The organism is Paenibacillus shirakamiensis (assembly GCF_017874255.1).
GTDB classification, from domain to species: domain Bacteria; phylum Bacillota; class Bacilli; order Paenibacillales; family Paenibacillaceae; genus Fontibacillus; species Fontibacillus shirakamiensis.
The window spans coordinates 512,519-534,847 of sequence record NZ_JAGGLD010000003.1 but is presented as its reverse complement, the minus strand read 5'-3'; the positions used below and the strand labels follow the sequence as shown (position 1 = coordinate 534,847).

Below are 22,329 nucleotides of genomic sequence, written 5' to 3'. Positions count from 1 at the left end.
AGGTAAGCGCAGTTGGTGGGGCCGAGCAAACGGTGACCTGGACCAGCAGTGATGTCAGCGGCAAAGTTGCCGTGGACAGCACGGGCAAGGTGACGATAGCGGGAGATGCGGCCTTGGATACGTACACGATCACAGCGACCTCGACCTTTGATGGAAGCAAGCAGGGAACCGCAACCATTACAGTCACGGAGCGGCCAGCTATACCGGCCGTGACAAGCGTAGTCGTTAGTCCGAGCAGCAAAAGCGTTGTACAAGGAGGAATCCAGCAGCTCAGCGCGGAGGTAAGCGCCGTTGGTGGGGCCGAGCAAACGGTGATCTGGACCAGCAGTGATGACAGCGGCAAAGTTGCCGTGGACAGCACGGGCAAGGTGACGGTAGCGGGAGATGCCGCCTTGAATACGTACACGATTACGGCGACCTCGACTTTCGATGGAAGCAAGCAGGGAACCGCAACCATTACAGTCACGGAGCGGCCAGCTATACCGACTCCAGGACCGTCTACACCAGAAACGTCAACACCCGTAATAGTTCCAGTGCCTGTTAAGGAGCGCCTAACCGTGAATGTTGAGGATTCCGGTGATAAGACGGGTAGAATCGTAGCTTCTGCTATAATTGAAAGAACAACTGGATTAGATGGTACGAAAAAAGACGATATTCATTTCACGACGGAACAAGCGAAGAAAACAGTAGATAGTATTGTAGCAGCAGGTTCTTCCTCTGCAACAATTGTCATACCAGATGCAAAAGATGAAGTTAAGGAAGTTAATATTATCCTTGGCAAGGATGCAAATAAGTTAATTACTGAAGCGAAAATTGACCTGAGGATTGCTACTGAAAATGTAAAGGCGATTCTTCCATTTCAATCTTTAGCAGGTTTTACAGATGATTTATATTTCAATTTTGTTCCTATTAAAGATCAAAACCAAAAACAAAAAGTGAATGAGCGTGTAGGACAAGATACCTTAATTAAAGGAGCAGCTGGAGATAAAAAAGTTGAGGTAATCGGCCGTCCAATGATGATCGAGACAAATATGCAAAGCCGATCTGTCACGCTAGTTATGCCTTTAAGAGACGTCAATTTAAATGAGTCCGACATGAAAGCATTATGGGTTTACATCGAACACAGTGACGGAACAAAAGAACTGCTGAAAGGCGAACTTGTACCCTATAACGATAAGGGTGTAATGGGAGTACAATTTGCAGTAAACAAATTTAGTACATTTACACTTCTTCACATTGAAGGCGCCGAAGGAATCAAGCAACATAATGCCTATCTAAAAGGTTATGTAGACGGCACCTTCAAACCGGAAAATAAAATTACAAGAGCTGAAATGGCGGCCATTTTATCTAGAGTAATGACAGGAAATGTTAATGGAGCAGCAGCTATTACCTTTCGTGATGTTTCATCACCTTACTGGGCACAAGATGCAATTTCAAAAGTTACTGAAATCGGGTTGATGAAGGGCTACACAGATGGTACTTTTAAACCAGAGAACACAATTACAAGAGCAGAAATGGCAACGATTGTAGCTAGATTGCTAGGTAACATGACACCAGCAGGGACAGGCTACACAGATATTTCAGGTAACTGGGCGGAAGCTTCCATATTAAAAGCGCAAAAAGCCGGAATGATTAGCGGCTATAAAGACGGCTCATTTAAGCCAGATCAAGCAATGACTCGTGCGGAAGCAGTGAAGATTATCAATAGGTTGCTTGACAGAGTTCCGTTTAGCGGATCTTTGCAATCCACATTTAAAGATGTTGCCGATACGTATTGGGCACTTCGCGATATTGAAGAAGCATCTGCCGATCATGAATATGAGATAACAGCGGATGGTAGAGAAAAGTGGGTTCAGAAGCCATAGACGTACCGAAAGTATCCATGATAAATTAGGGATCGCCTCAAGAATATTTGATCAGGCAGTACTACTTTGGGCCTTATGTTTATTGAGCTTGTTTGAGCTACATGGCGCAATGGAGAGTTGGATGTACACATTGCATCAAATGAAAGCCCCAGCGCTAAGTAGCCGGGGCTTTCATTTGTGAATGCCTATATATTGGGAATTGATAATTCCTAATTTGAATTAAAGTTCCTGATTCATTAATTAGTACTCCACTAAATTATGGTTCCATAAACTTATATCTGAAAAAATTACATAAACCATCTAAGCAGGTCTGGTCGTAAGAGCCCAGGCCTTATGGGTGTATAGCTATTTTTAATCTAGCTTTCAAAGGTTTCGTCCGGCAGAATAGCAGCGCCTAACAGTAAAACCGGAATGATATTCGCAAGTAAATATCGCAGATTCACATTGGCAACAGCCCTTCAACATTTCTTGGAGGAATATAGAGGATTTTGTCGAATATCTAAAATTAATGGAATTCACAACTTAGGTTAGGGGCTTGTCAGTGCTAAAAAGGATTTTGATCATCGTTATTATCGGGTTGATTTCTTTTCTGTTAATACCGCTTTCTACGTTTATAGACAACACCAAAAACACACAAAATCTCCAAGTTCAGAATGGAGTAATGGACCTCTCCGCATGGGATTATAAGCAGAATCAAGTCATCAAGCTGGATGGTGACTGGGCATTTTATTGGAATCAGTTGTTAACCCCTCAGGACTTCAAACCAACCGGTAAAGTTAACCCGCAGTTAACCACTTTTATGAAAGTTCCTTCCCAGTGGAATGGCAAAACAACAATAAACGGTAACCCATTACCTGCATTTGGTTATGCAACTTACCGAATCGTACTGAAGAACATACCCTTAAGCGGGGGATTTGCGTTGAAAAAGACGAATATACGTTTCTCCAGCCGGATTTATGTGAATGGGCAACAACTCATTGAAGATGGGAACCCTTCCGTGGAAGGTTCAAATTATCAGTCAGGAAATGTTCCGAAGATCGGTTACTTCTCTACTAAGAAGAGTGAGATAGAAATTATTATTCAGGTTGCTAATTATGATTATTTGAATGCGGGTATTCCCATGTCCATTTATTTTGGCAATCAGGCTGCCATGATGGATACTCAGCAAAAGACGATAGCAAATGAGTTCAGAACTTTTGCTATTCTGGGCACTTTGGCGCTTATTTATATCATCTGTTACTTGACGGCAGCCTTTTATCGAATTAAAGATAATTCACTGCTTGTGTTTGCTGTAATTTGTTCTCTTTATGCTATTTACAACGGTCTTATTGGAGAGAGGCCTCTCCTACTATATTTACCTAGCGTTCCTTTTGAAATTATCTTTAAGGTCAAAGACATTAGTTCATTAGCCTGTTTTATAGTCATGGCGATCTTTTTTTATCAATTACAAAAAAATATTATCTCTTTAAAATTTACGCAGCTTGTGACCCTTGTACTCGGAAGCTATCTCATTTTGGTAGTTTTTCTCCCGATTCACTCCTATATGAATATTCAGCCTTTTATTATCAGTGTGTATGAACTCATGATTCTCTGGCTTTTATTAAGAATTGCTGTGCTCTATATAAATAGTACTGAGCATGAACGTTTCAAGTCTTTTCTCATGTTTATGGCCATCCTCTGTATTAATTTGTACTCCATTGATGTTATTTTATTTGCTTTCTCTATTAAAGATAGTTTGTGGCTTGGACAATTGTATATTGTAATATTCAATATTATTCTAATCTTTCTGATTGCTATCCGCTTCTTCGAGGCATACCACACGATTGATGAAATGAAGAACCAGCTTATTCAGCTGGATAAGATTAAAGATGACTTTCTATTAAATACTTCTCATGAGCTAAAGACCCCTTTGAACGCCATCGTGAGCATAACGGATACGCTAATCAAGGGAGTAGAGGGACCTGTTACAGACAAGCAAGCCATGAATCTTGCCATCGTTCTGGAAAGCGGCAGGAGACTCGCGCATTTGGTTAACGAACTGCTGGACTATTCAAAAATGAAACATGGGGACATCCCTCTATTCAAAAGTAATTTGGATTTGAAAGCTGTGGTCGATTCGGTAGTCAGGATGCATTCCTTTTTGCTAGGAGACAAACAGATCATACTTATTAATGCAATAGCTGAAGAGGTTCCTACGGTATATACAGACAGCAATAGGTTAATACAAATTTTGCATAACTTAATTGGAAATGCGATTAAATACACTGATCAAGGTGCTGTGAATATTAGTGCTGAGGTAATCCGTGATAGGGTGGAGGTCAGGGTAGCGGATACGGGCATTGGGATTCCCGTGAATATGCAGAGGCATATATTTGATTCTTTTGAGCAGTCAGATGTCTTCGAAACCAAAGATTCAGGAGGTACGGGAGTTGGCTTAAGTATAACCAAGAAATTGGTGGAACTGCTTGGTGGACAGATTCATGTCGATTCAAGTCTTGGACAAGGTTCAGTGTTCAGCTTCACTCTTCCTTTAGCAGGAAGGAGAATCAAGGGACAAATGGAGGAACAAAAACAGTTGCAAACCCAAGGCAGCCGTTCGCATACTCAGTATCCAATGTATATCAAAGGAGAGAAAGATGAACCAATCCTTGTGGTAGATGATGATTTCGCCAACCTTCAGTCCATGATTAATCTGCTTAAATTGGATGGTTATCCTATTGTGGTAGTCAATCGTGGTCAGATGGCACTTGATGAGTTATCCAAAAACTCAGACTTTTATTTAGTGGTAATGGACATTATGATGCCAGGATTGTCCGGTTACGAGGTGCTGAAAGCCATTCGGGAGAGATTCTCACCGTTTGAGCTTCCTGTATTGATGCTTACGGCTAAGAACAGGACTACCGATATAATGATGTCCATGGAGAATGGGGCAAATGATTTTGTTGGAAAACCATTTGAGTCCGAAGAATTAATTGCCCGCGTGAGAAGCCTAACTCGCTTGAAAGCTTCTGTAAAAAATGCCAAAGATGCGGAAATTGCCTTTTTGCGTTCTCAGATCAAACCACATTTCTTGTACAATGCTTTGAATTCCATTGCTGCGCTTTGCATGGATGAACCTAAGAAGGCGGAGGAATTGACGCTGGAATTGTCGCAATATTTAAGAGGCAGCTTTGATTTCGAAAACTTGGAGTCACTGACTACGATTGAGAATGAATTAGAACTGGTGAAAGCGTATATCAACATCGAGAAAGCGCGTTTTGGTGCCAGATTGCAGGTGGTATATGAGGTGGATGAGGCTTTGAACATGAATACGCGGATCCCGCCACTGATCTTACAACCGTTGGTAGAGAATGCCATTAGGCACGGTTTGATGTCCAATTTCAAAGGCGGTACCGTTAAAATATCTGTTATAAGAGAAGCCGATACTTCGGTGAGCTTTGCTGTTCAAGATAACGGATGCGGAATAAGTGAACTAAAAATTGAAGAAATATTGATGCCGGATATGGAGAAGAAAGGCGTTGGACTGTGGAATATAAGTCAGCGAATTAAGCTTTTATATGGTAAGAACATTCATATAGAAAGTGAAGAAGGAGCAGGGACAAAGATTTCCTTCTGTATTCCTGCACAGCCGGTTCTTCGGATAGGAGATTAGTTATGCTACGAGCCATCATAGTAGATGATGAAGAATTGTCCATAAAACGACTGAGGCATTTATTATTGGAGAGCGGTAAGGTTGAGCTTTGTGGTACGTTTCTCAATCCGCTTGAAGCCTGCGAGTTTGTGAAAGCGAACACGATAGATGCCGCATTTCTGGATATATCTATGCCGGAAATTAGCGGAATGAAATTGTCGGGGTTGCTTCATGAAATAGATCCTGCTATCAATGTGGTTTTTGTAACGGGTTATGACAACTATGCGGTCCAAGCCTTCGACATGAGTGCACTAGATTATCTGCTAAAGCCAGTAAACGCGGAACGAATAGCTAAGACAATCGGTAAAATTAAAAAGTGTAAGAGGAATGAAGTGGTTAAACCCGCTTTGACCGCTCTTTTGTTTAATGGAATGAAAATCTATAAACGGGATAAGGAAATAGAACCTATAAAGCTGAGAAGCCCCAAGACTGAAGAACTGTTTACTTTCTTGATGTATAAGGGTACCGTCAGCCGGGATGAAATAATTGATACGTTATGGCATGGCTTAGAGCCAGAAAAGGCTTGGAAAAACCTGAACTCAACGCTGTATTATATTCGCAAAGCCTTCAATGACAATAGCTTAGAAAACTGCATTGTGGCAGGCAAAAACGAAATTAGTATTAACACGGGCAGCATATTCTGCGATTTGTATGCATTTGAGCAGCTGTTGAAGCAGATAAGGTTGAATCCTGATACAAACAAGAATCTGCTCGGGGAAGCTATTTCACTGTATACAGGTAGATTTCTAAACGGAAAGAACTACGAATGGGCAAGCGACAAGACCCGGGAACTTGAGCAGAGTTACATGGGACTTTTGGAGAAAACTGCAAGATTTCATCTGGGAAGAAATGAATTGCCCCATTCCCTGCATTACTTTGAGGAGATTGTAAGAAGAGATGTTCTGCGGGAGGACATCCATTATGAGGTGATTCGACTGTATCTTGAGCTCGGCAGAAAAAACGAGGCGCTCCAGCAGTATCGTATTATGAAGGAGCAACTTATGCAGGAGCTGGGAACTAACCCTGATACCCGACTTAAGGAATTAATTAGAAAGGCTATGCATGAATAGTTAGAAGATCACGCCAGAAGCCCTGCACGTCTCAGTGAGATGCGTAGGACTTTTTTTGTTTATTCTACGTTGATTGCACGGTTATATAATAAGTTAATTATTGTTGAATATTGTCGAAAAATCTTCGACTAAATTTGGGGGAATAGTATGAATAGTAGAATTTGGAAAAGGCAGATATCCAGCATTATATGCCTATCATTAGTATTGTCACTTTTCTCAGCTTGGCTATTGCCAACTGAACATGCAAAGGCAACATCAGGATCGATCCTCGATCCGAATCAGAACTATGTCTGGAAAGAATTAGGCAGCCTTGAAGGGGGTACTCAAGGAGATCAATCTATTGGTTCAGATGTATATGATGGGGTTCCTTATATTGCCTATTTACAGCAGGAAGGAATGGATAAATTTCTAAATGTGTACCAGTTTGTTAATAGTGATTGGGAAATAATAGGTAATAACAGCAATTTTTCAACCGAAAGAGATATCAACTATGTTGCATTAGTCGTGAAAGATGGAATTCCTATTGTTGCCTACGCTCCTCCTTCAGGAGTATTAAAGGTGAAGCAGTATAACAAGACATCTCAGGAATGGGAACAATTGGGTTCTGACCTGCTTTCGAACGCTGCTTACATGAAGCTTAAGCTTGGACCTGATGGTCAAATTTATTTAGTCTATAACTATGGCATGGAAGTATATGTGAAAAGGTTCAATGGTTTGGATTGGGTCAATGTGAATGCTTCTGGTCCTGCTATTCATGACGGAGCCGCCCCATCCCTAACGTTCAAAGGGTCCGGACCCGATGCCGTACCTTATGTGATCTATCATGTGATGAGTAATAACTCAGGTAAGACAGGTCAAATGGGAATAAGATACCTTGAGAATAATGTCTGGAAAGACGACACTTCGCTAGAAAAGACTACTGGGTATGAACCGTCACTTATTTTCTATGAAAATCAGCCCGTAATCAATTACATCAACGATGAGCTTAATAGTATTGCTGATGGTACTAACTTTGGAGAAAATCTCTCCGCTGGATGGTACTTTGGAACAAAAATTTATAGTGTTGGTAATGAGCTTTATCTTCCTGTAAATAATTCGATTTATAAGAAGAATGTGGACTCAAATAGCTGGGTTAAGGTTAATACATTTGGCAATTCAGCTGTGGCATATAAAGACGGCTTTCATGTAGATAACAATACATTATATATTTCGATGATAGAAAATGGGAAAGTCGTGTTTAAAAAGTTGGAAAAGGATTCAAGTAGCCAAGACGAGTTCGCGGGTGGTGATGGCTCTGAGGCCACTCCATATCAGATTACAAATGCGGAACAACTAAATAATGTCCGAAAGCACCTTGATAAGAACTTTATCTTAGTCAACGATATTGATCTTAACGTTGCTCCCTATAATGCGGAAGAAGGCTGGGAACCCCTTGGGTCATCAGAGGATGCTTTTAAAGGCAAATTTAACGGAAATGGTAAGAAAATCAGCAATTTATACATTGAAAAAGCTAAACCCAATCTAGGCTTATTCGGATATACTGAATCTGCAACCATACAAGATGTAAATTTAGAGAATGTGAATGTTGTGGGACTGGACAACAATGCCTCAAACTATAAAGCTAGAGTGGGTTCGCTGGTAGGAAGGGCGTCGGATACAGAAATTACCCACGTTTCTTCCTCTGGAGAAGTAAGAGGTGTTAACTATGTGGGTGGACTGGTTGGAACATTAGAGGGCAGATCTAGAATTATAGAATCTTCCTCTTCCGTCAATGTGACCATATCCCATGAAATGGGGGGAGGATTGGTTGGTCAGGTAGCCGGAGGTGGTGAGATTAAACCTGAAATAAAGAGAAGTTTTGCTACCGGTAACGTTTTTGGGGAAGTGACAGGAGAAAATGAAATTAACGGTCGTATGTTAGGCGGATTCATTGGAGAATTGGTATATGCTGAAATATCAGACTGCTATGCACTGGGAAGCATCAAAGGAGGCGGGCAGTTAGGCGGATTTGTTGGAAATGTATATAACAGTTCCATTAACAATGCCTACTCCGTCGGTGAATTGGAAGGGAGTTTCCCCCTTGACAATCCTTCTGAACGGCAAGTTAATGCTTTTGGTCCTAAAGAGGAAGGTTCAACCTATTCAGAAGTTTATTATAATAAGGACGCCATTTCTTTTGAACAGCAAGATGGCGATATGGGTACGGGACTTAAGACTAAGGATTTGAAAGACCGCACAAAATATCCCCTTGCGTGGGATTTCGCAAAGATTTGGGAGATTCGTGAAGGCGTCAATGACGGTTACCCGCATTTACGTTGGCTTACATCATCAGGGCCTGTTCAACCTATTGAAGCGCCGGGATTTAATCCCGCTCCAATTGCAGGACCAGGTAGTCAGGCAGAAAGCACAAGCCTAACAGGTGTAGTGGGCGGGGAAGAGAGCCATTTCGTGGTTCAAGTATCATCCAACACTATTACAGCACCGAACATTGGTGATGATGCGCCTAAGGGAACGGGTGTGACCACGCCTTATACGCCGGGGAGTGATATCACCGGTGTAGATGCGATCACGAACAAATACGTCGGTGTCTACGAAGTGGACAAGGCCGGTAAAGTAGTGAAGTTCAATCTGATCACGCTTACGGAGCAGGATATTAAACATTCACCGGGCTCGCCAGTTGAAGCACCAGCGCTTGATGCTAAGCCTGTCGCAGTACCGGGTGAGTTGAGCAATACCACTACGCTTACTGCAGCCGTAGGGGATGCAAGTCATCATCTTGTAATAAAGATAGCAACGAAATTAATTGCAACGCCAAATGTGGGCGACACAGCACCTACGATGGACCTCGGTGTTCTTAATCCCTATACTTCTGGAGAAGAGATTACGGGACTAGACTATTATTCAGGTGCTTACCTTGGCGTATATGAAGTTGATAGCTTGGACAAAGTTGTTAAGTTCAGTCTGGTTAAGCTGCCATCAAGCGGCAATTCAGTTACGCCGGATCATGCGGATTTCGACAAGAAACCGGAATCAGCGGGGAATACAGAAGTGAAGGTTACCCTAGCATCGAGGGATTCGCTGGTCCGTATTGCAAACCAAGATACAGAAATGGTTCTGGTTGCAGGTAACGATTATAGTGTAAACGAGGATAGAGTGAAGATTAAGAAATCCTATTTAAACACGCTGCCAGTAGGAATAACTTGGCTCAAGTTTACTTTTAGCTCGGGTCAGCCTCAGCAACTAAAAATAACGGTAACCGACTCATCGGTGAATAACAGCGGCAATAACAATGGTAATAACAACGGTAATAACAGTAGCGGAGAAAGTAGCAACAGTACATCTAATACTCTACCTACCCCAGTTACTCCGAATACCGGAGCAGATATCCTGGTCAATGGCAAAGTAGAGAAGGCGGGTACGGCTGCAACTAGCAAGCGGGGTGAACAGATCGTCACGACAATCGCTGTCGATCAGAAGAAGCTGGATGACAAGCTGGCGGCAGAAGGCCAAGGTGTGGTCGTTACGATTCCGCTAACCTCAAGTTCAGATGTGGTAATTGGGGAACTGAACGGACAAATGATTAAGAACATGGAAGACAAGCTGGCCGTACTCAAACTCCAAACGGACCGGGCCACGTATACACTTCCAGCAAAGCAAATTAATATTAACGCCATCTCTAGCCAATTTGGCCAATCGGTCGCTTTGAAGGATATCAAACTGCAAATTGAAATGGCAGTACCGACGGCGGATATGGTGAAAGTCGTGGAGAATGCGGCAGCCAAAGGTACATTCAGCCTGATGGTACCACCTGTGAATTTTACCGTTCAAGCGGTGTATAACGGTAAGACAATTGAAGTATCCAAATTTAATGCATATGTGGAACGCTTGGTTGCTATTCCGGATGGCGTAGATCCAAACAAGATTACGACAGGTGTTGTAGTTGATCCAGATGGAACGGTGCGTCATGTACCGACCAAGGTTACACAGATTAACGGTAAATTCTATGCCGTAATCAACAGTTTGACCAACAGCACTTACTCGGTAGTCTGGCATCCGCTGGAATTCAGCGATGTGGCGAGCCACTGGGCGAAGAAGGCAGTCAATGATATGGGTTCGCGGATGGTCATTGAAGGAATGGGCGATGGTAAGTTTAACCCTGACCAGAACATTACTCGCGCCGAGTTTGCGGCAATTGTAGTACGTGGACTTGGACTAAAGCCGGAGAAGGGGGCAACTCCGTTCTCAGATGTGAAATCAGCCGATTGGTATAGCAGCGCCGTAGAAACAGCGTACGCTTACCAGTTGATCAATGGGTTTGAAGACGGCACGTTCCGTCCGAATGACCAAATCACACGTGAGCAGGCCATGGTGATTATCGCCAAAGCGATGAGGATTACGCAACTGAAAGCAAAGCTTCCAGCACAAACCGCAGATGCTGCGCTTCGTCCATATACGGATGCAGTGAAAGCATCCGGGTGGGCTTATGAGGGGATTGCAGATAGCTTGAAGGCAGGAATTATCAAGGGCAGAAGTGATGTACTGCTTGCTCCGCAGGCCTTTATTACAAGAGCTGAAGTGGCCGCGATTATGGAGCGTTTGCTGCAAAAATCGGACCTTATTTAAACCATTATTTACACAAGAGAGGGATATCCCGCAGGCAAGTACAATTGCCAGGCGGGATATCCCTTTTTTTAACTAGCTCTCTTGAATTAAGTCTATGCTTCCTTATTTAACGAGGCTTCCATAGTATATTGCTAAATATTGGAGTAGGGAGAAGATCGTGTGACACATTATTTCCGTTAGTTGTTTGAAAATTTCGCTGGAGGGACATTCCTTCCTTGCCCGGAGATCAGTAAATGTTCGGCATAGTCCGGGTCATCCAAGAGGGGGCGCCCTATAGCAATGGCATCCGCTAAATGATCTTCGAGTATGCGATTAGCAAGACTGCGGGTATAGATTTTTCCAACTGCAATGATGGGGATGTTGAAGTGTTGTTTGATCGCAGCCGCATGCGGCAACTGATAAGCATCGTATATGTCACTAGGTTGTACTGGGATATTGCCGCCTGTAGAAACATGGATAGCATCCAATTCCGATTCGAGTGGTTTTAACATTTGTATCCAATCTACGGGAGTTAGTCCCCCTTCGTAATAGTCGGTAGCAGAAATTCGTATGATGACCGGATAATCGGTACCTACCTCTGTTCGAATGGCGAGAAGAACTTCTCTTAGAAATCTTACTCTGTTGAGGGACGTTCCTCCATATGCATCCAACCTTGTATTAGAGAGGGGGGATAAGAACTGATGGATTAAAAATCCATGTGCTGCATGAATCTCGATACCGTCAAATCCTGCGTTTAAGCTGCGTCTGGCTGCTAGTCGGTACTCCTCGATAATGTGTTCAATGCCTGCTAGGCTAAGAGCTTCGGGTGTGCCATAATGTTCATCATAGGCAATTGCGCTGGGAGCAATTAGTCTCGTCGTTACCTCAGGGGCAGACTTTCTTCCGCCATGGGATAACTGAATGAAGACTGGGGTATGGTGCTCGTGAATGGCGTCCGTAATTCTTTTTAACGATTCCACGTGTTGATCTGTATAGATGCCGATATCATTTTCCCACAGTCTCCCATTGGCAGAAATCGCGGTAGATTCCAAAATAACGAGTCCGACATGCTTTGCCCTTTGGCTGTAATGTTCAACATGATGATCTCCGGCAATCGCTTCAGGCGTCCCCTTATACTGCTGCATAGGTGCCATAATTAATCTGTTTCTGAGTGTTAATCCTCTTAAAGTTAAGGGAGTATTCAGCGCAAGGGTCATAGCGATCTCTCCTTTCTATGTATGTACATTTTATTTCATAAAATCTATGATTCACATATAATTGTTAAGGAAGATAGCCTTCAAAAACTTAAGAATGTAGCTTTTCTAAATTCATAACCTGTAAATATGAGGTGAATGCGTAAATGGATCGAGTTGACTCCAAAATTGTATCTCTATTGTATGAGAATGCCCGCATACCTATCTCCGAGATGAGCAGAAACATTGCGATGTCACAACCCGCAGTTACCGAAAGACTCCGAAAGTTAGAGGAGCAAGGGGTGATAACCGCATATCGTGCGAAAGTTGATCCTTACAAATTGGGTTTGCACACTATGGCTTTTGTATTGTTTAAGACAAATACTTGTAAGGATTTTGTTGCATTTAGCGAATCGTCCCCTGAGATTGTGGATCTGTACAGAATAAGCGGAGAGTATAACTTTCTGATTAAAGTGTTATCTGAGACTACGGAATCCATGACTAGATTTCTTGAGAAATGTAATGTATTTGGTTTTTCGACGACGTTAATTGTTCTCTCGACGGATTTTGAAGATAGGAGTCTTTTAGATAGGGACATAACGAATTATCCTTTTCCATAAATCATTGGGGTTAGATCCAAATTCGATTTCGAGGTTGATCGTTTCTCTTTAAAAATAAACAAACCAACCACCTAAATAGGTCGTTGGTTTCTTAACTAAAATATGAATGGTTAAGCTATAACAGTGAACATATGGAGCTTTCATTTCAACTCCTCAGGTTCGAACTGCACTTACACATCCTATTATTTAATCGAAGCCTCATAGATGTCTTGGATGGAGGTGGACAATATGCCATTGAACTCCTCATCGGACTGCGTAGAAGTGAGTCCCTGAGCTAAGGCACGAGAGAAACTGGCGATTAAGCCTTGATTATGCGTTAATTTCTCGTTCGCTTCAGCTTGCGTATAGCCACCCGACAAGGCCACAACGCGTACAACATGAGGGTCTTTCATTAAATCGCTGTAGAAATTATCTTCAGAAGGAATGGATAGTTTGAGCATCACTTTCACGTCTTGATCAAGAGCAGAGAGGTGATGGCGCAGCTCTTCTTTGAGGATGTTCTCCGCTGCTGCCTTATCTGTAATGAGAATATCTACTTCGGGTTCAATGATGGGCACAAGTCCTTTAGCGGCGATTTGCTTAGCAACTTCGAACTGCTGCTCGACTACTTTCTTGATACCGGTAGGGCTTGCTTGCTTAATGACAGAGCGCATTTTGGTACCAAAAATATGTCGTTCAAGCGCCCGTGTCAAAATATCATCCAAATCCGGATTAGGCTTCATAAGCTGAACGCCGTCATCTAGATCGGCAAGACCTTTATCAATTTTCAAAAAAGGAACGATTCCTTTTTTCTCCCACAAATAATCAGCTGTGAATTGATCCTCGATTTTACGATCCATCGTATTCTCGAATAAAATCGCACCTAAGATATACTGAGAGTTGAACGAAGGACTCTGGATAATACGTGTTCTCATCCCATGCACAAGCACATACATATCTTCCTCATTCGCATAGCTGTCTTCTTTAACGCCATACTGTAGTAATGCCTTAGGTGTGCTTCCGCCACTTTGATCCAAGGCTGCAATAAAGCCTTTTCCTGTACGAATTCGTTCTAATTGCTCGGTATTCATGGGTAATTCACCTTCCGTTTCATGGATTAGATGCAACCTCTCGGCTCTTATGCATTGGACAGACATAGATACATATAGATACATATAGGTACATATCAAAAAAATGCACACGTTCGTCGTGTGTAACTACCTGCCATACTCTTACATGCAAGCTTAGCGTAGTATGTGCTTGTATACACTTCTATATGAAGTGAATGTGTAAGGATACTTTTTATGAATTCATTTGATCGTCTTCTGTTCATATACACACATTTCATCTTTTATAACCTCATGATGTGAAGAAATTGACATATTCTCAACACTTAGATACCATGAAGAGTGATATCAAAAAGGAAAGAGGATGGTCTATGCAGTAACGGTGAAACACAACTATTTTAGATTAAAGACGTCTTTTCATATAACCCTTGTGTAAGGGCTTTTTTCATGCCACATTATCAATATACGGTTAGGCAATCACGGGACTCAAATCATCCAAAGGCAATACATAAAAGTACAATAATTTAATATGATTTAAAACTAAGATAAGTGGGATGTGCATCATGAAGTTGACGATAAGTAAGAAGTTAATTGGTTCTTTTGCAATCATTGCTTTGCTGCTTGGCATTACCAGTAGTATATCTACCTACTATCTACAGAAGATTGATGATTCAAGTTCGGACTTGATTCAAAGGCGCGTATTAATTCTTTACAATGTTCAAAATGTGAATAAAAATGTAAGTGTGGAGTTCAGTAGGTTACGTGGATTTATGATAAGTAAAGATGAGAAATCTTTGGAAGGCTTACAGACTTCTTATAATAATGTCAGTTCATTAATTCAAGAAACTACGAAGATTGTGCGTATGCAAGATATCCGAGTGATGTTACAGAACTTAGATCAAAAAAATAAGGAATTCAAACAAAAATATGATCAATTAATAGCACGGATTCAAAGTAATCGTCCCTCTAGTGAAATTATGGATTATTACAAGAATGAAGTGGTTCCTATAGGAAGTCAGCTTGAACCGATTGCAGAAAAAATAGAAAAAGAACAACTTGCTTCTATGAAAGCATCCAGTGTAAATAATACAAATATCGTTAAACATGCTATTACAAATGTAAGTTGGATTAGTATACTTGCAATTCTCTTGGCTATTGTCATTGGATACTTTAGCTCACGCATGATATCAAGACCTATTCTTTCTATGGCGAAGATCGCTGAGCGAGTAGCTGAGGGCGATCTGACGAATGAAGATATTCACGTTAGAAATAAAGATGAGATTGGTAATCTTGCGAATTCATTTAATCAGATGACAGGCAATCTTCGAAATCTAGTCCGGCAAATTAGTCTGAGTTCGGAACATATTGCTTCCTCTTCTGAAGAGCTTACAGCTAGTGCGGATCAATCTACGCAGGCTAGTGCCAGCATTGCTCGTACCCTCCAAAAAGTAACATCTAATGCGGATGCCCAATCTCAAAGTGTGTGCGAAAGTGTGCAGGCGATGCATGAAATGTCATCGGGCATACAGCAAATTGCCTCGGGTGCTCAAGTGACTTCCTCACTTATGGTACAGACGTCGCAAAAGGCATTAGAAGGGAACGAGATCATACATACCACAGTAAAACAAATTAATGCGATCCACGGTACGATGGAGCATTTAGCTAATGGTGTGACGGAGATGGCTGGGAATTCGAGAGAAATCGAGCGGATCGTAACGGTTATTAACGAAATTGCCGCGCAGACCAATCTGTTAGCCTTGAATGCAGCTATCGAAGCCGCTCGTGCTGGAGAACAGGGACGTGGGTTTGCCGTAGTGGCAGGGGAAGTTCAGAAGCTCGCTGAACAGTCGTCTCAATCCGCTAATCAGATTGCTTCACTAATTACAACCATTCAGAATCACACGTATGGGGTCGTCGATTCTGTTCAGGTTGGGGTTAAAGAGGTGAATGAAGGGATTCGCGTTGTGCGCGTTGCCGGTGAGCTGTTCGAGGAGATCAAGCACAATATTGATAAAGTCTCGGATCAAGTACATCATGTATCGGCTTCCTCGGAACAGATCTCTGCAAGTTCGGAGCAAGTGCTGAATAGTATGAGTGTGATTGCTCAGGGAGCGGATGCTGTAGCATTACAGTCCCAACATGTCTCCGCCTCCACCGAGGAACAGCTCGCATCGATGGAGGAGATTGCTGCAGCCGCAGCCTTCTTATCTAAAATGGCAGAAGATTTGCAGCATGCCGTAGGGGAATTTAAAGTCTAAGGCAGGACCATAAAAGATCAAGCGATATGGTAGTATCCTGCCAAAGAACATGAATTGACAATGTCCTCATCATTCTCTATACTGACTGTAATCTAATACACGGTATACGTTGAAGGATTAAGTAGCAAGCTGTCCCTGTTATCAGAAAGCTAGGGGTTGATGGAACCTAGCACACACAGATTTGTGAATTACACTCTGGAGTATCTTAGGTCATACTAAGCGGACTAGCCCACGATAACAGGGTAAAGAGTGGTATCTGTAGTGTAGCTACGGGTACAATTTGGGTGGTAACACGGTGAATCATCGTCCCTATGTCTATTGTAGACATAGGGACGTTTTTGCGTACTCGTAGAAAATAGAAAGAACAGAAGGAAATTAGCAAGAAGTTAGAATGAAACCAGAAAGAAGCTAGAAGGAAATTTAGATGAAATCTGAATGAATTCTGACTGAATACTTTGATACTAAATAAAAGGGGTTAGATGAGCATGAGTACAATGAATATTATGGATGAATTAGAATGGCGCGACGCGATTAATCAACAGACCGATGCCGAGGGATTGCGTGAACTTGTAAGTGAGAAAAAGATTGCTTTGTACTGCGGGGTAGATCCTACGGGAGACAGTATGCATATTGGACATTTGATTCCCTTCATGGTCATGAAACGGTTCCAGACTTATGGACATCATCCCGTCATCTTAATTGGGGGAGCTACCGGAACCATTGGAGATCCGAGTGGCCGTTCCAGTGAACGTACATTGCAGACGCTTGAGCAGGTGCAGGACAATGTAGATGCCCTAACTGCACAGATGAAGAAATTATTTGTGACCGATAATGATGCAAAGCTCACCATGGTGAACAACTATGACTGGACACATACGATTAATGTGATCGACTTCCTACGTGACTATGGGAAAAATTTTACCGTCAATGCCATGCTTGCCAAAGATGTTGTATCTAGCCGTCTAGATAGCGGAATATCTTTTACCGAATTTTCCTATCAGATTCTTCAGTCGATGGATTTCCATCATCTATTTACTGCTGAGGGTGTGCAACTCCAAATTGGGGGATCCGATCAATGGGGCAATATCACGAGTGGTCTAGACTTGATTCGCAAAAAAGAAGGGGCCGAAGCTAAAGCTTTTGGACTCACCATCCCTCTAATGTTGAAGTCAGATGGTACGAAATTCGGCAAATCAGCAGGAGGGGCAATCTGGCTAGATCCAGCCAAAACGTCACCGTATGAATTCTACCAGTTCTGGTTGAATAGCGATGATCGAGATGTCATCAAATACTTGAAGTATTTCACTTTCTTGTCCAAAGAAGAGATTCTGGAACTGGAACAAAAAGTAACTTCAGAGCCGGGTAAACGCGAGGCTCAGCGAGTCCTAGCTGAAGAGATGACGAAGTTCGTTCACGACGAAGAAGCCTTGGCCCAAGCGGTTAAAATCTCGGCCGCATTGTTCAGTGGAGATATTAAGTCCTTAACTGCCGATGAGATCGAGCAAGGTTTCAAAGAAATGCCAACGTTCGAAGCTACCAAAGAAACTAAAAATATCGTGGATTGGTTAGTGGAGCTAGGTATTGAACCTTCCAAACGTCAGGCTAGGGAAGACATTACGAACGGCGCTATCAGTATGAACGGAGAACGTGTTCAGGATGTGAATACCGAAGTGAGCGTAGAGAATTCATTCGATGGCCGCTACATTATTATTCGTAAAGGAAAGAAGAAATATAGTCTGATTCGGTTGGTGGATTAGGGTTGTGGGGCAGAGCTATGGGTGAGTCTCGCGAACATAATTAAGTAAGTGTGTTTTGAGCCGAGGAATCCTGCATAGGGTTTCTCGGTTTTTTTATATATTAGCGGTTTGAATGCCTGGTTTGTTAACGGAAGGAGGAAGACCACCTTTAGTCTAAAGTATACATGGAGGATGCTCTTTCATGGAATGTTTGTATACAATATCACGGTATAATTGAAAAATTATACATAGGGCGACCTAGAATATATTAAGAATAGAGGATCACATATGATAAGGGAATCCACAATACAAGAACTAAGGACAATAATTGAATTAAAGCTGAGTATGTTTCAGGATGCAGAACTCGACCATCTATTGAATGATAAGGCTAGTGAGATTATAGAAAGAGAATATTTGAAAATGTATGATCAAAATAAAATTAGACACTTTGTAATTGATATAGATAATGAGATAGCAGGATGCGCGGGTGCTTTTATTAAGAATGATATTCCTTATTGTTTTTACAAAACGCCATTTTTCGGATTTATAGGAGATGTATATATCAAAAAAAATTTCAGAAGAAAAGGATATGCAAAACAGTTAACAGAAGAAGTGATTACATGGTTGAAGAGCAAAGATGTAAAGATGATAAAACTTCTAGCCACACCAGAAGCAGCAGGACTGTATAGTGATCTAGGATTTGAAAAAACGGGAGATATGACATTATGGATAGACGAGTGAACAACTTAGTAGTGATCCTAAGACTGGAACACCTGATCGAGGTAATACTTTCAACAAGCTGAACTAGACCATAGCCATGTAATAATGTGGAAAACTTGATGGGGATGGTCATGTTACTTGGTCTTAAGCAGAAATTGTGAAGGGGAACATTGCAGTGGTGGAGTACAAGCCTTTTTGTGTTTTCTATGCCGAAATACAGGTGTGAGTGTATTGCTTAGAACAAGTCAATTAATACTTTGATAGTTGAGTAGAATTATAACAATGCAAAAGTTTAAAGACTAGTAAAGTAATTTTCTCTATACTGTATAATTGGGCTGTTACGAAAGAAGCTCATTTCGATAGTAAACTAAAAATTTGTAAGTTATTTGAGGGGGAAGGTCAATGAAAAAAAAACACAATATAAGAGAACTGATATATGTTAATAAACACGAGATAGATGATGCATGCTTTTATTCGCATGGCATTGAATTCTATGAATTTATGTCATGTGTGGAGAGTAGGCCGGACAACTTAATATTGCTTCAGCATCAGTTTGATAATGCTGACTGGCATCATAGGTCTAGATTCGATTATGTAACGAAAGAAGAAATCAATGAACTAATCGAAGATAACGTGTATAGATATGGAGATTTTTGCTGGGTTGATGTGAAGACTGAAGAGGAACTAGATCAATTAGATGATCAACAAATTGCAGAATTACTTTTTTTCGGTCATCTAGCGAAGCCTTTACATAAGATACCTATGGCTAGATTTGCTTATTATGCACATGATGATGGGTGGTTTAATAAACTTTACGTTGCAAGTGTGGAGGAATATAAAGTTATTTTGAGTAAAGTGCTTGTACTAAAGTTAGTCGGGCTCACAAATAGAGCATTCGAGGAAATTCCGAGCCATATCTCAGACATTTTTTTGAAATATACGAAAGAGGGTTTGTTCATAGATCTATCAAAGACCCACAAAAGTAAGATGGAAATTAAAATTCCCCTAGCAGTAGTTGGACAGTATAGAGATATGGATACGGTAATTGAACTACAAAAAGAAACCAGAGATTATAAGCATTGGTTAGTATATTCGGATAGTGCATGGCAGCTTATCTAGGTAGTACATATGATTTGAAGGAGGATATTTATGACTGATTTTGTAAGAGAACCGGCTTGGACAATACTTTGTGAAAAGTTAGATACGCAAGGGTATAGTCAACTCAATGAATATGAAAGAATTTGGACCAATGTTGAAGGTTTGATAGGTGAAGTGTCTGGAGGGAGCTTAATAAGCTTCTTTTATAATTATGGGGCAGAGCATTATGAAGATACGCTTCAAGATTTGCATACATTGCAAGCACATAAGGCTATTTCTTTGGTGAAAAAAATAGGGGATTTGTTCCCCAGTGGCGTTCCTCCTAAAGACATCGATGAACGAAATGAAATCTTAGAATCCTGGGATAAAGAAGAGATTGAAGAGTTATGCGAAGGGTTAGACGATCAATTCTATGAATTGATCGACGATCTGGAACAGAAACTGGAACCTATAATGAAGAAGGTAAGTGAATTACAGAACGTTGTGTTAACTGAAAAATTTAAGTGAAAATAAAGTAGGTGCAATATGAAAGCATACTTAATTACTAATCAGATTGTGTATTTATGTACTATGCCTGTGTGGTTGTATCTTTTGGTAATAACAACGATGTTGTTTGATAATGGGGACTCATTATGGGCTGAGACTATGATGACCCTTGTTTCCTTGTACCCTGTAGTAGTTATTCTATGCTCCATTCTTTCTTGGATTGTCTTTAAGAAAAAACTTAGGGCAAGAGCTCCCGTAATCTTAAGTGTGGTTCCGATTGGATATATTGTTTTGATGTTCACAGTTCCTTTTTTGTTTTTTTAGCTACTAGGTATCAGTTAAATTAGGAGTTTCATAAACGATGAAACATGAGGAAGTTTTATATTGATATTGCATATAATTTAGATTGCCTCGTTTAAAAAGAAGTTAATTAAAGTTGTTTGATTTTCATTAGAATAGAGATTCTAATAACTAAGAATTAGGTTATTAGGACCTTACATTTAAATAAAATACAAAATTCGACAATTAGAAATATAGAACCATGGTACAATTCTCCTATCTTAAATCAAGATGGAGGCAACAAAATGATTCGAAAACTAGCACTCACATTAACCGCAGGACTAATCGCTACTGGAGGCAGCTACGGAATGGAAGGCACCTCCCAAGCCGAAGGAACTGTAACATTTAAAGATAATTTGCCATCATGGGCAAAAGCAGACATTAATTATGTCGCTTTCAAAGGGTATATGAAAGGCGATCAGAATGGGACTTTCAACCCTAACGCTACCATCAGTCGGGCAGAATTCGCAGCGATATTAGCTAGGGCATCCAACAATCCAGAGGATAGCACTAAAACTGGTTTCAACAACATTTCAGGCTGGAGTCAGAACGAAGTAAACATGGCAGTGAGCAAAGGATTCATCTCTACTACAGATTATCCGAATGGTTTCAATCCGAATATGCCACTCACCCGAAGAGAACTTGCTAAATGGGTAGCTTCAGGATTGGCAACGAAAGAAGCGGACTTTAAGCAAGCTTTATCAGATACAGCCGACACCCTTGTGCCGGTGGCAGAATATTATAAAGGCGGACTTAATAAGTCAGATTATCCTTACGTATCTGTAGCGATGGGAACTGGGTTAATGACAGGTTATCCGAACGGCACATTTGGGCCAAGCCAGACCACAACCCGTGCTGAGGCGGCGGTCATCTTGCACCGATTCGAGTCAATTCAAGACAAAAAGCCGAGTGCTTTCCAGGATTTAAAGGAGTTCCGAGAGGTAGGATTGACAGGGACAAATGTGATAAGTATGGGGTATTTCTTTAGGAAAGATGAGCACGATAATGAAACAACTTTTACAAAGATAAGAAATGTACCCTATAACCTTAGAAATAATATAGGAAAGATTAGCTTAGATCATTACATAATTGCAAATGTTAGTGGTCTTAATAATATTAGAAATCTATATGGGAAAATGTTCGTTGATAAAAACTATAGTTATACTTCTTGGATTAATGCAAATAATTATCTAGTTTTTGTTGAATATAGTTTTACACCTAATGTAACCAACATAGATGCAAATACTTATCTTAATTCATCTAATATTGGAGAATTACATTTACCAGGATTTAAAAGTGGTACTGTAAGCAAATTTGGTCTAAATGTTTTGCCTGAGTATGGAATGATTTCTGATATGAATTTTTTCAAAAAAGGAATTACAAATAAATTTTGGGTCGCTAATTATATTAATAAACAATATGTTGAAGATAGTCTTAGAAATGGAGTAATAATCAGTCTCAATGATAAAACATTCTCGATCTATATTCCTGAATAAATCATTAAAGTAATCATACTAAGAACTCAATACATAGTAAGAAAGGAGTTGTTATGCTCAAAAAACTAATGAACATGGAGTTAACAACAAATTCACTCGATATGATGAT

The 22,329-nt window shown here is 41.0% G+C and carries 13 protein-coding genes and 1 other annotated feature; of the genes, 11 read left to right on the top strand and 2 right to left on the bottom strand.

Annotated elements, in window-relative coordinates:
• The 4 genes from J2Z69_RS11890 to J2Z69_RS11875 all read left to right on the top strand — a co-directional run.
• Positions 1-1,865 (top strand): S-layer homology domain-containing protein (locus tag J2Z69_RS11890; protein ID WP_209862606.1); only part of this gene is annotated, 1,865 nt, incomplete at its 5' end.
• Positions 1,866-2,406: 541 nt separating this feature from the next.
• Complete coding sequence (locus J2Z69_RS19430) at positions 2,407-5,517, top strand: sensor histidine kinase (RefSeq protein WP_209862603.1); 3,111 nt, start codon at positions 2,407-2,409, stop codon at positions 5,515-5,517.
• Positions 5,518-5,519: 2 nt separating this feature from the next.
• Positions 5,520-6,626, top strand: a complete 1,107-nt coding sequence (locus J2Z69_RS11880) for a BTAD domain-containing putative transcriptional regulator (protein WP_209862600.1) — start codon at positions 5,520-5,522, stop codon at positions 6,624-6,626.
• 147 nt (positions 6,627-6,773) lie between these two features.
• Entirely contained in the window at positions 6,774-11,249 is a 4,476-nt protein-coding gene (locus J2Z69_RS11875; protein ID WP_209862597.1) for an S-layer homology domain-containing protein, read from the top strand.
• A gap of 176 nt (positions 11,250-11,425) precedes the next feature.
• On the opposite strand, the gene J2Z69_RS11870 is transcribed toward J2Z69_RS11875, so the two are convergent.
• A complete protein-coding gene (locus J2Z69_RS11870) occupies positions 11,426-12,445 on the bottom strand; it encodes an oxidoreductase (RefSeq protein WP_209862594.1) in 1,020 nt (339 codons plus the stop codon).
• Between the two features lie 143 nt (positions 12,446-12,588).
• Here J2Z69_RS11870 and J2Z69_RS11865 point away from each other — a divergent pair, with 143 nt between their 5' ends.
• Positions 12,589-13,041 carry an Lrp/AsnC family transcriptional regulator gene (locus J2Z69_RS11865; RefSeq protein ID WP_209862591.1) on the top strand — a complete coding sequence of 151 codons (453 nt, stop codon included), beginning with the start codon at positions 12,589-12,591 and terminating at the stop codon, positions 13,039-13,041.
• A gap of 182 nt (positions 13,042-13,223) precedes the next feature.
• Here the strand turns inward: J2Z69_RS11865 and J2Z69_RS11860 are convergent, their stop codons facing one another.
• Positions 13,224-14,111, bottom strand: coding sequence for a fructose bisphosphate aldolase (locus tag J2Z69_RS11860; protein WP_209862588.1), 888 nt, complete (start codon positions 14,109-14,111; stop codon positions 13,224-13,226).
• 539 nt (positions 14,112-14,650) lie between these two features.
• Here J2Z69_RS11860 and J2Z69_RS11855 point away from each other — a divergent pair.
• The 6 genes from J2Z69_RS11855 (at position 14,651) to J2Z69_RS11830 (ending at position 22,220) form a co-directional block, all read left to right on the top strand.
• Entirely contained in the window at positions 14,651-16,345 is a 1,695-nt protein-coding gene (locus tag J2Z69_RS11855) for a methyl-accepting chemotaxis protein (RefSeq protein WP_209862586.1), read from the top strand.
• Between the two features lie 100 nt (positions 16,346-16,445).
• Positions 16,446-16,659: a binding site (T-box leader), on the top strand.
• A gap of 180 nt (positions 16,660-16,839) precedes the next feature.
• Positions 16,840-18,102 carry a tyrosine--tRNA ligase gene (gene tyrS / locus J2Z69_RS11850; protein ID WP_209862728.1) on the top strand — a complete coding sequence of 421 codons (1,263 nt, stop codon included), beginning with the start codon at positions 16,840-16,842 and terminating at the stop codon, positions 18,100-18,102.
• A 267-nt stretch (positions 18,103-18,369) separates the two neighbouring features.
• Complete coding sequence (locus tag J2Z69_RS11845) at positions 18,370-18,822, top strand: GNAT family N-acetyltransferase (protein ID WP_209862583.1); 453 nt, start codon at positions 18,370-18,372, stop codon at positions 18,820-18,822.
• A gap of 381 nt (positions 18,823-19,203) precedes the next feature.
• On the top strand, positions 19,204-19,920 hold the full coding sequence (locus J2Z69_RS11840; RefSeq protein WP_209862580.1) for a hypothetical protein: 717 nt from the start codon (positions 19,204-19,206) through the stop codon (positions 19,918-19,920).
• 30 nt (positions 19,921-19,950) lie between these two features.
• Positions 19,951-20,406, top strand: a complete 456-nt coding sequence (locus tag J2Z69_RS11835) for a DMP19 family protein (RefSeq protein WP_209862577.1) — start codon at positions 19,951-19,953, stop codon at positions 20,404-20,406.
• 563 nt (positions 20,407-20,969) lie between these two features.
• Entirely contained in the window at positions 20,970-22,220 is a 1,251-nt protein-coding gene (locus J2Z69_RS11830; RefSeq protein ID WP_209862574.1) for an S-layer homology domain-containing protein, read from the top strand.
• Positions 22,221-22,329: the final 109 nt, after the last annotated feature.

Bases quoted from the DNA above. Each gene is read 5' to 3' on its own strand.
- J2Z69_RS11835 (WP_209862577.1), top strand. From the start codon at position 19,951: ATGACTGATTTTGTAAGAGAACCGGCTTGGACAATACTTTGTGAAAAG.
- J2Z69_RS11830 (WP_209862574.1), top strand. From the start codon at position 20,970: ATGATTCGAAAACTAGCACTCACATTAACCGCAGGACTAATCGCTACT.
- J2Z69_RS11845 (WP_209862583.1), top strand. From the start codon at position 18,370: ATGATAAGGGAATCCACAATACAAGAACTAAGGACAATAATTGAATTA.
- J2Z69_RS11865 (WP_209862591.1), top strand. From the start codon at position 12,589: ATGGATCGAGTTGACTCCAAAATTGTATCTCTATTGTATGAGAATGCC.
- J2Z69_RS11870 (WP_209862594.1), bottom strand. From the start codon at position 12,445: ATGACCCTTGCGCTGAATACTCCCTTAACTTTAAGAGGATTAACACTC.
- tyrS (WP_209862728.1), top strand. From the start codon at position 16,840: ATGAATATTATGGATGAATTAGAATGGCGCGACGCGATTAATCAACAG.
- J2Z69_RS11875 (WP_209862597.1), top strand. From the start codon at position 6,774: ATGAATAGTAGAATTTGGAAAAGGCAGATATCCAGCATTATATGCCTA.
- J2Z69_RS11855 (WP_209862586.1), top strand. From the start codon at position 14,651: ATGAAGTTGACGATAAGTAAGAAGTTAATTGGTTCTTTTGCAATCATT.
- J2Z69_RS11840 (WP_209862580.1), top strand. From the start codon at position 19,204: ATGAAAAAAAAACACAATATAAGAGAACTGATATATGTTAATAAACAC.
- J2Z69_RS11880 (WP_209862600.1), top strand. From the start codon at position 5,520: ATGCTACGAGCCATCATAGTAGATGATGAAGAATTGTCCATAAAACGA.
- J2Z69_RS11860 (WP_209862588.1), bottom strand. From the start codon at position 14,111: ATGAATACCGAGCAATTAGAACGAATTCGTACAGGAAAAGGCTTTATT.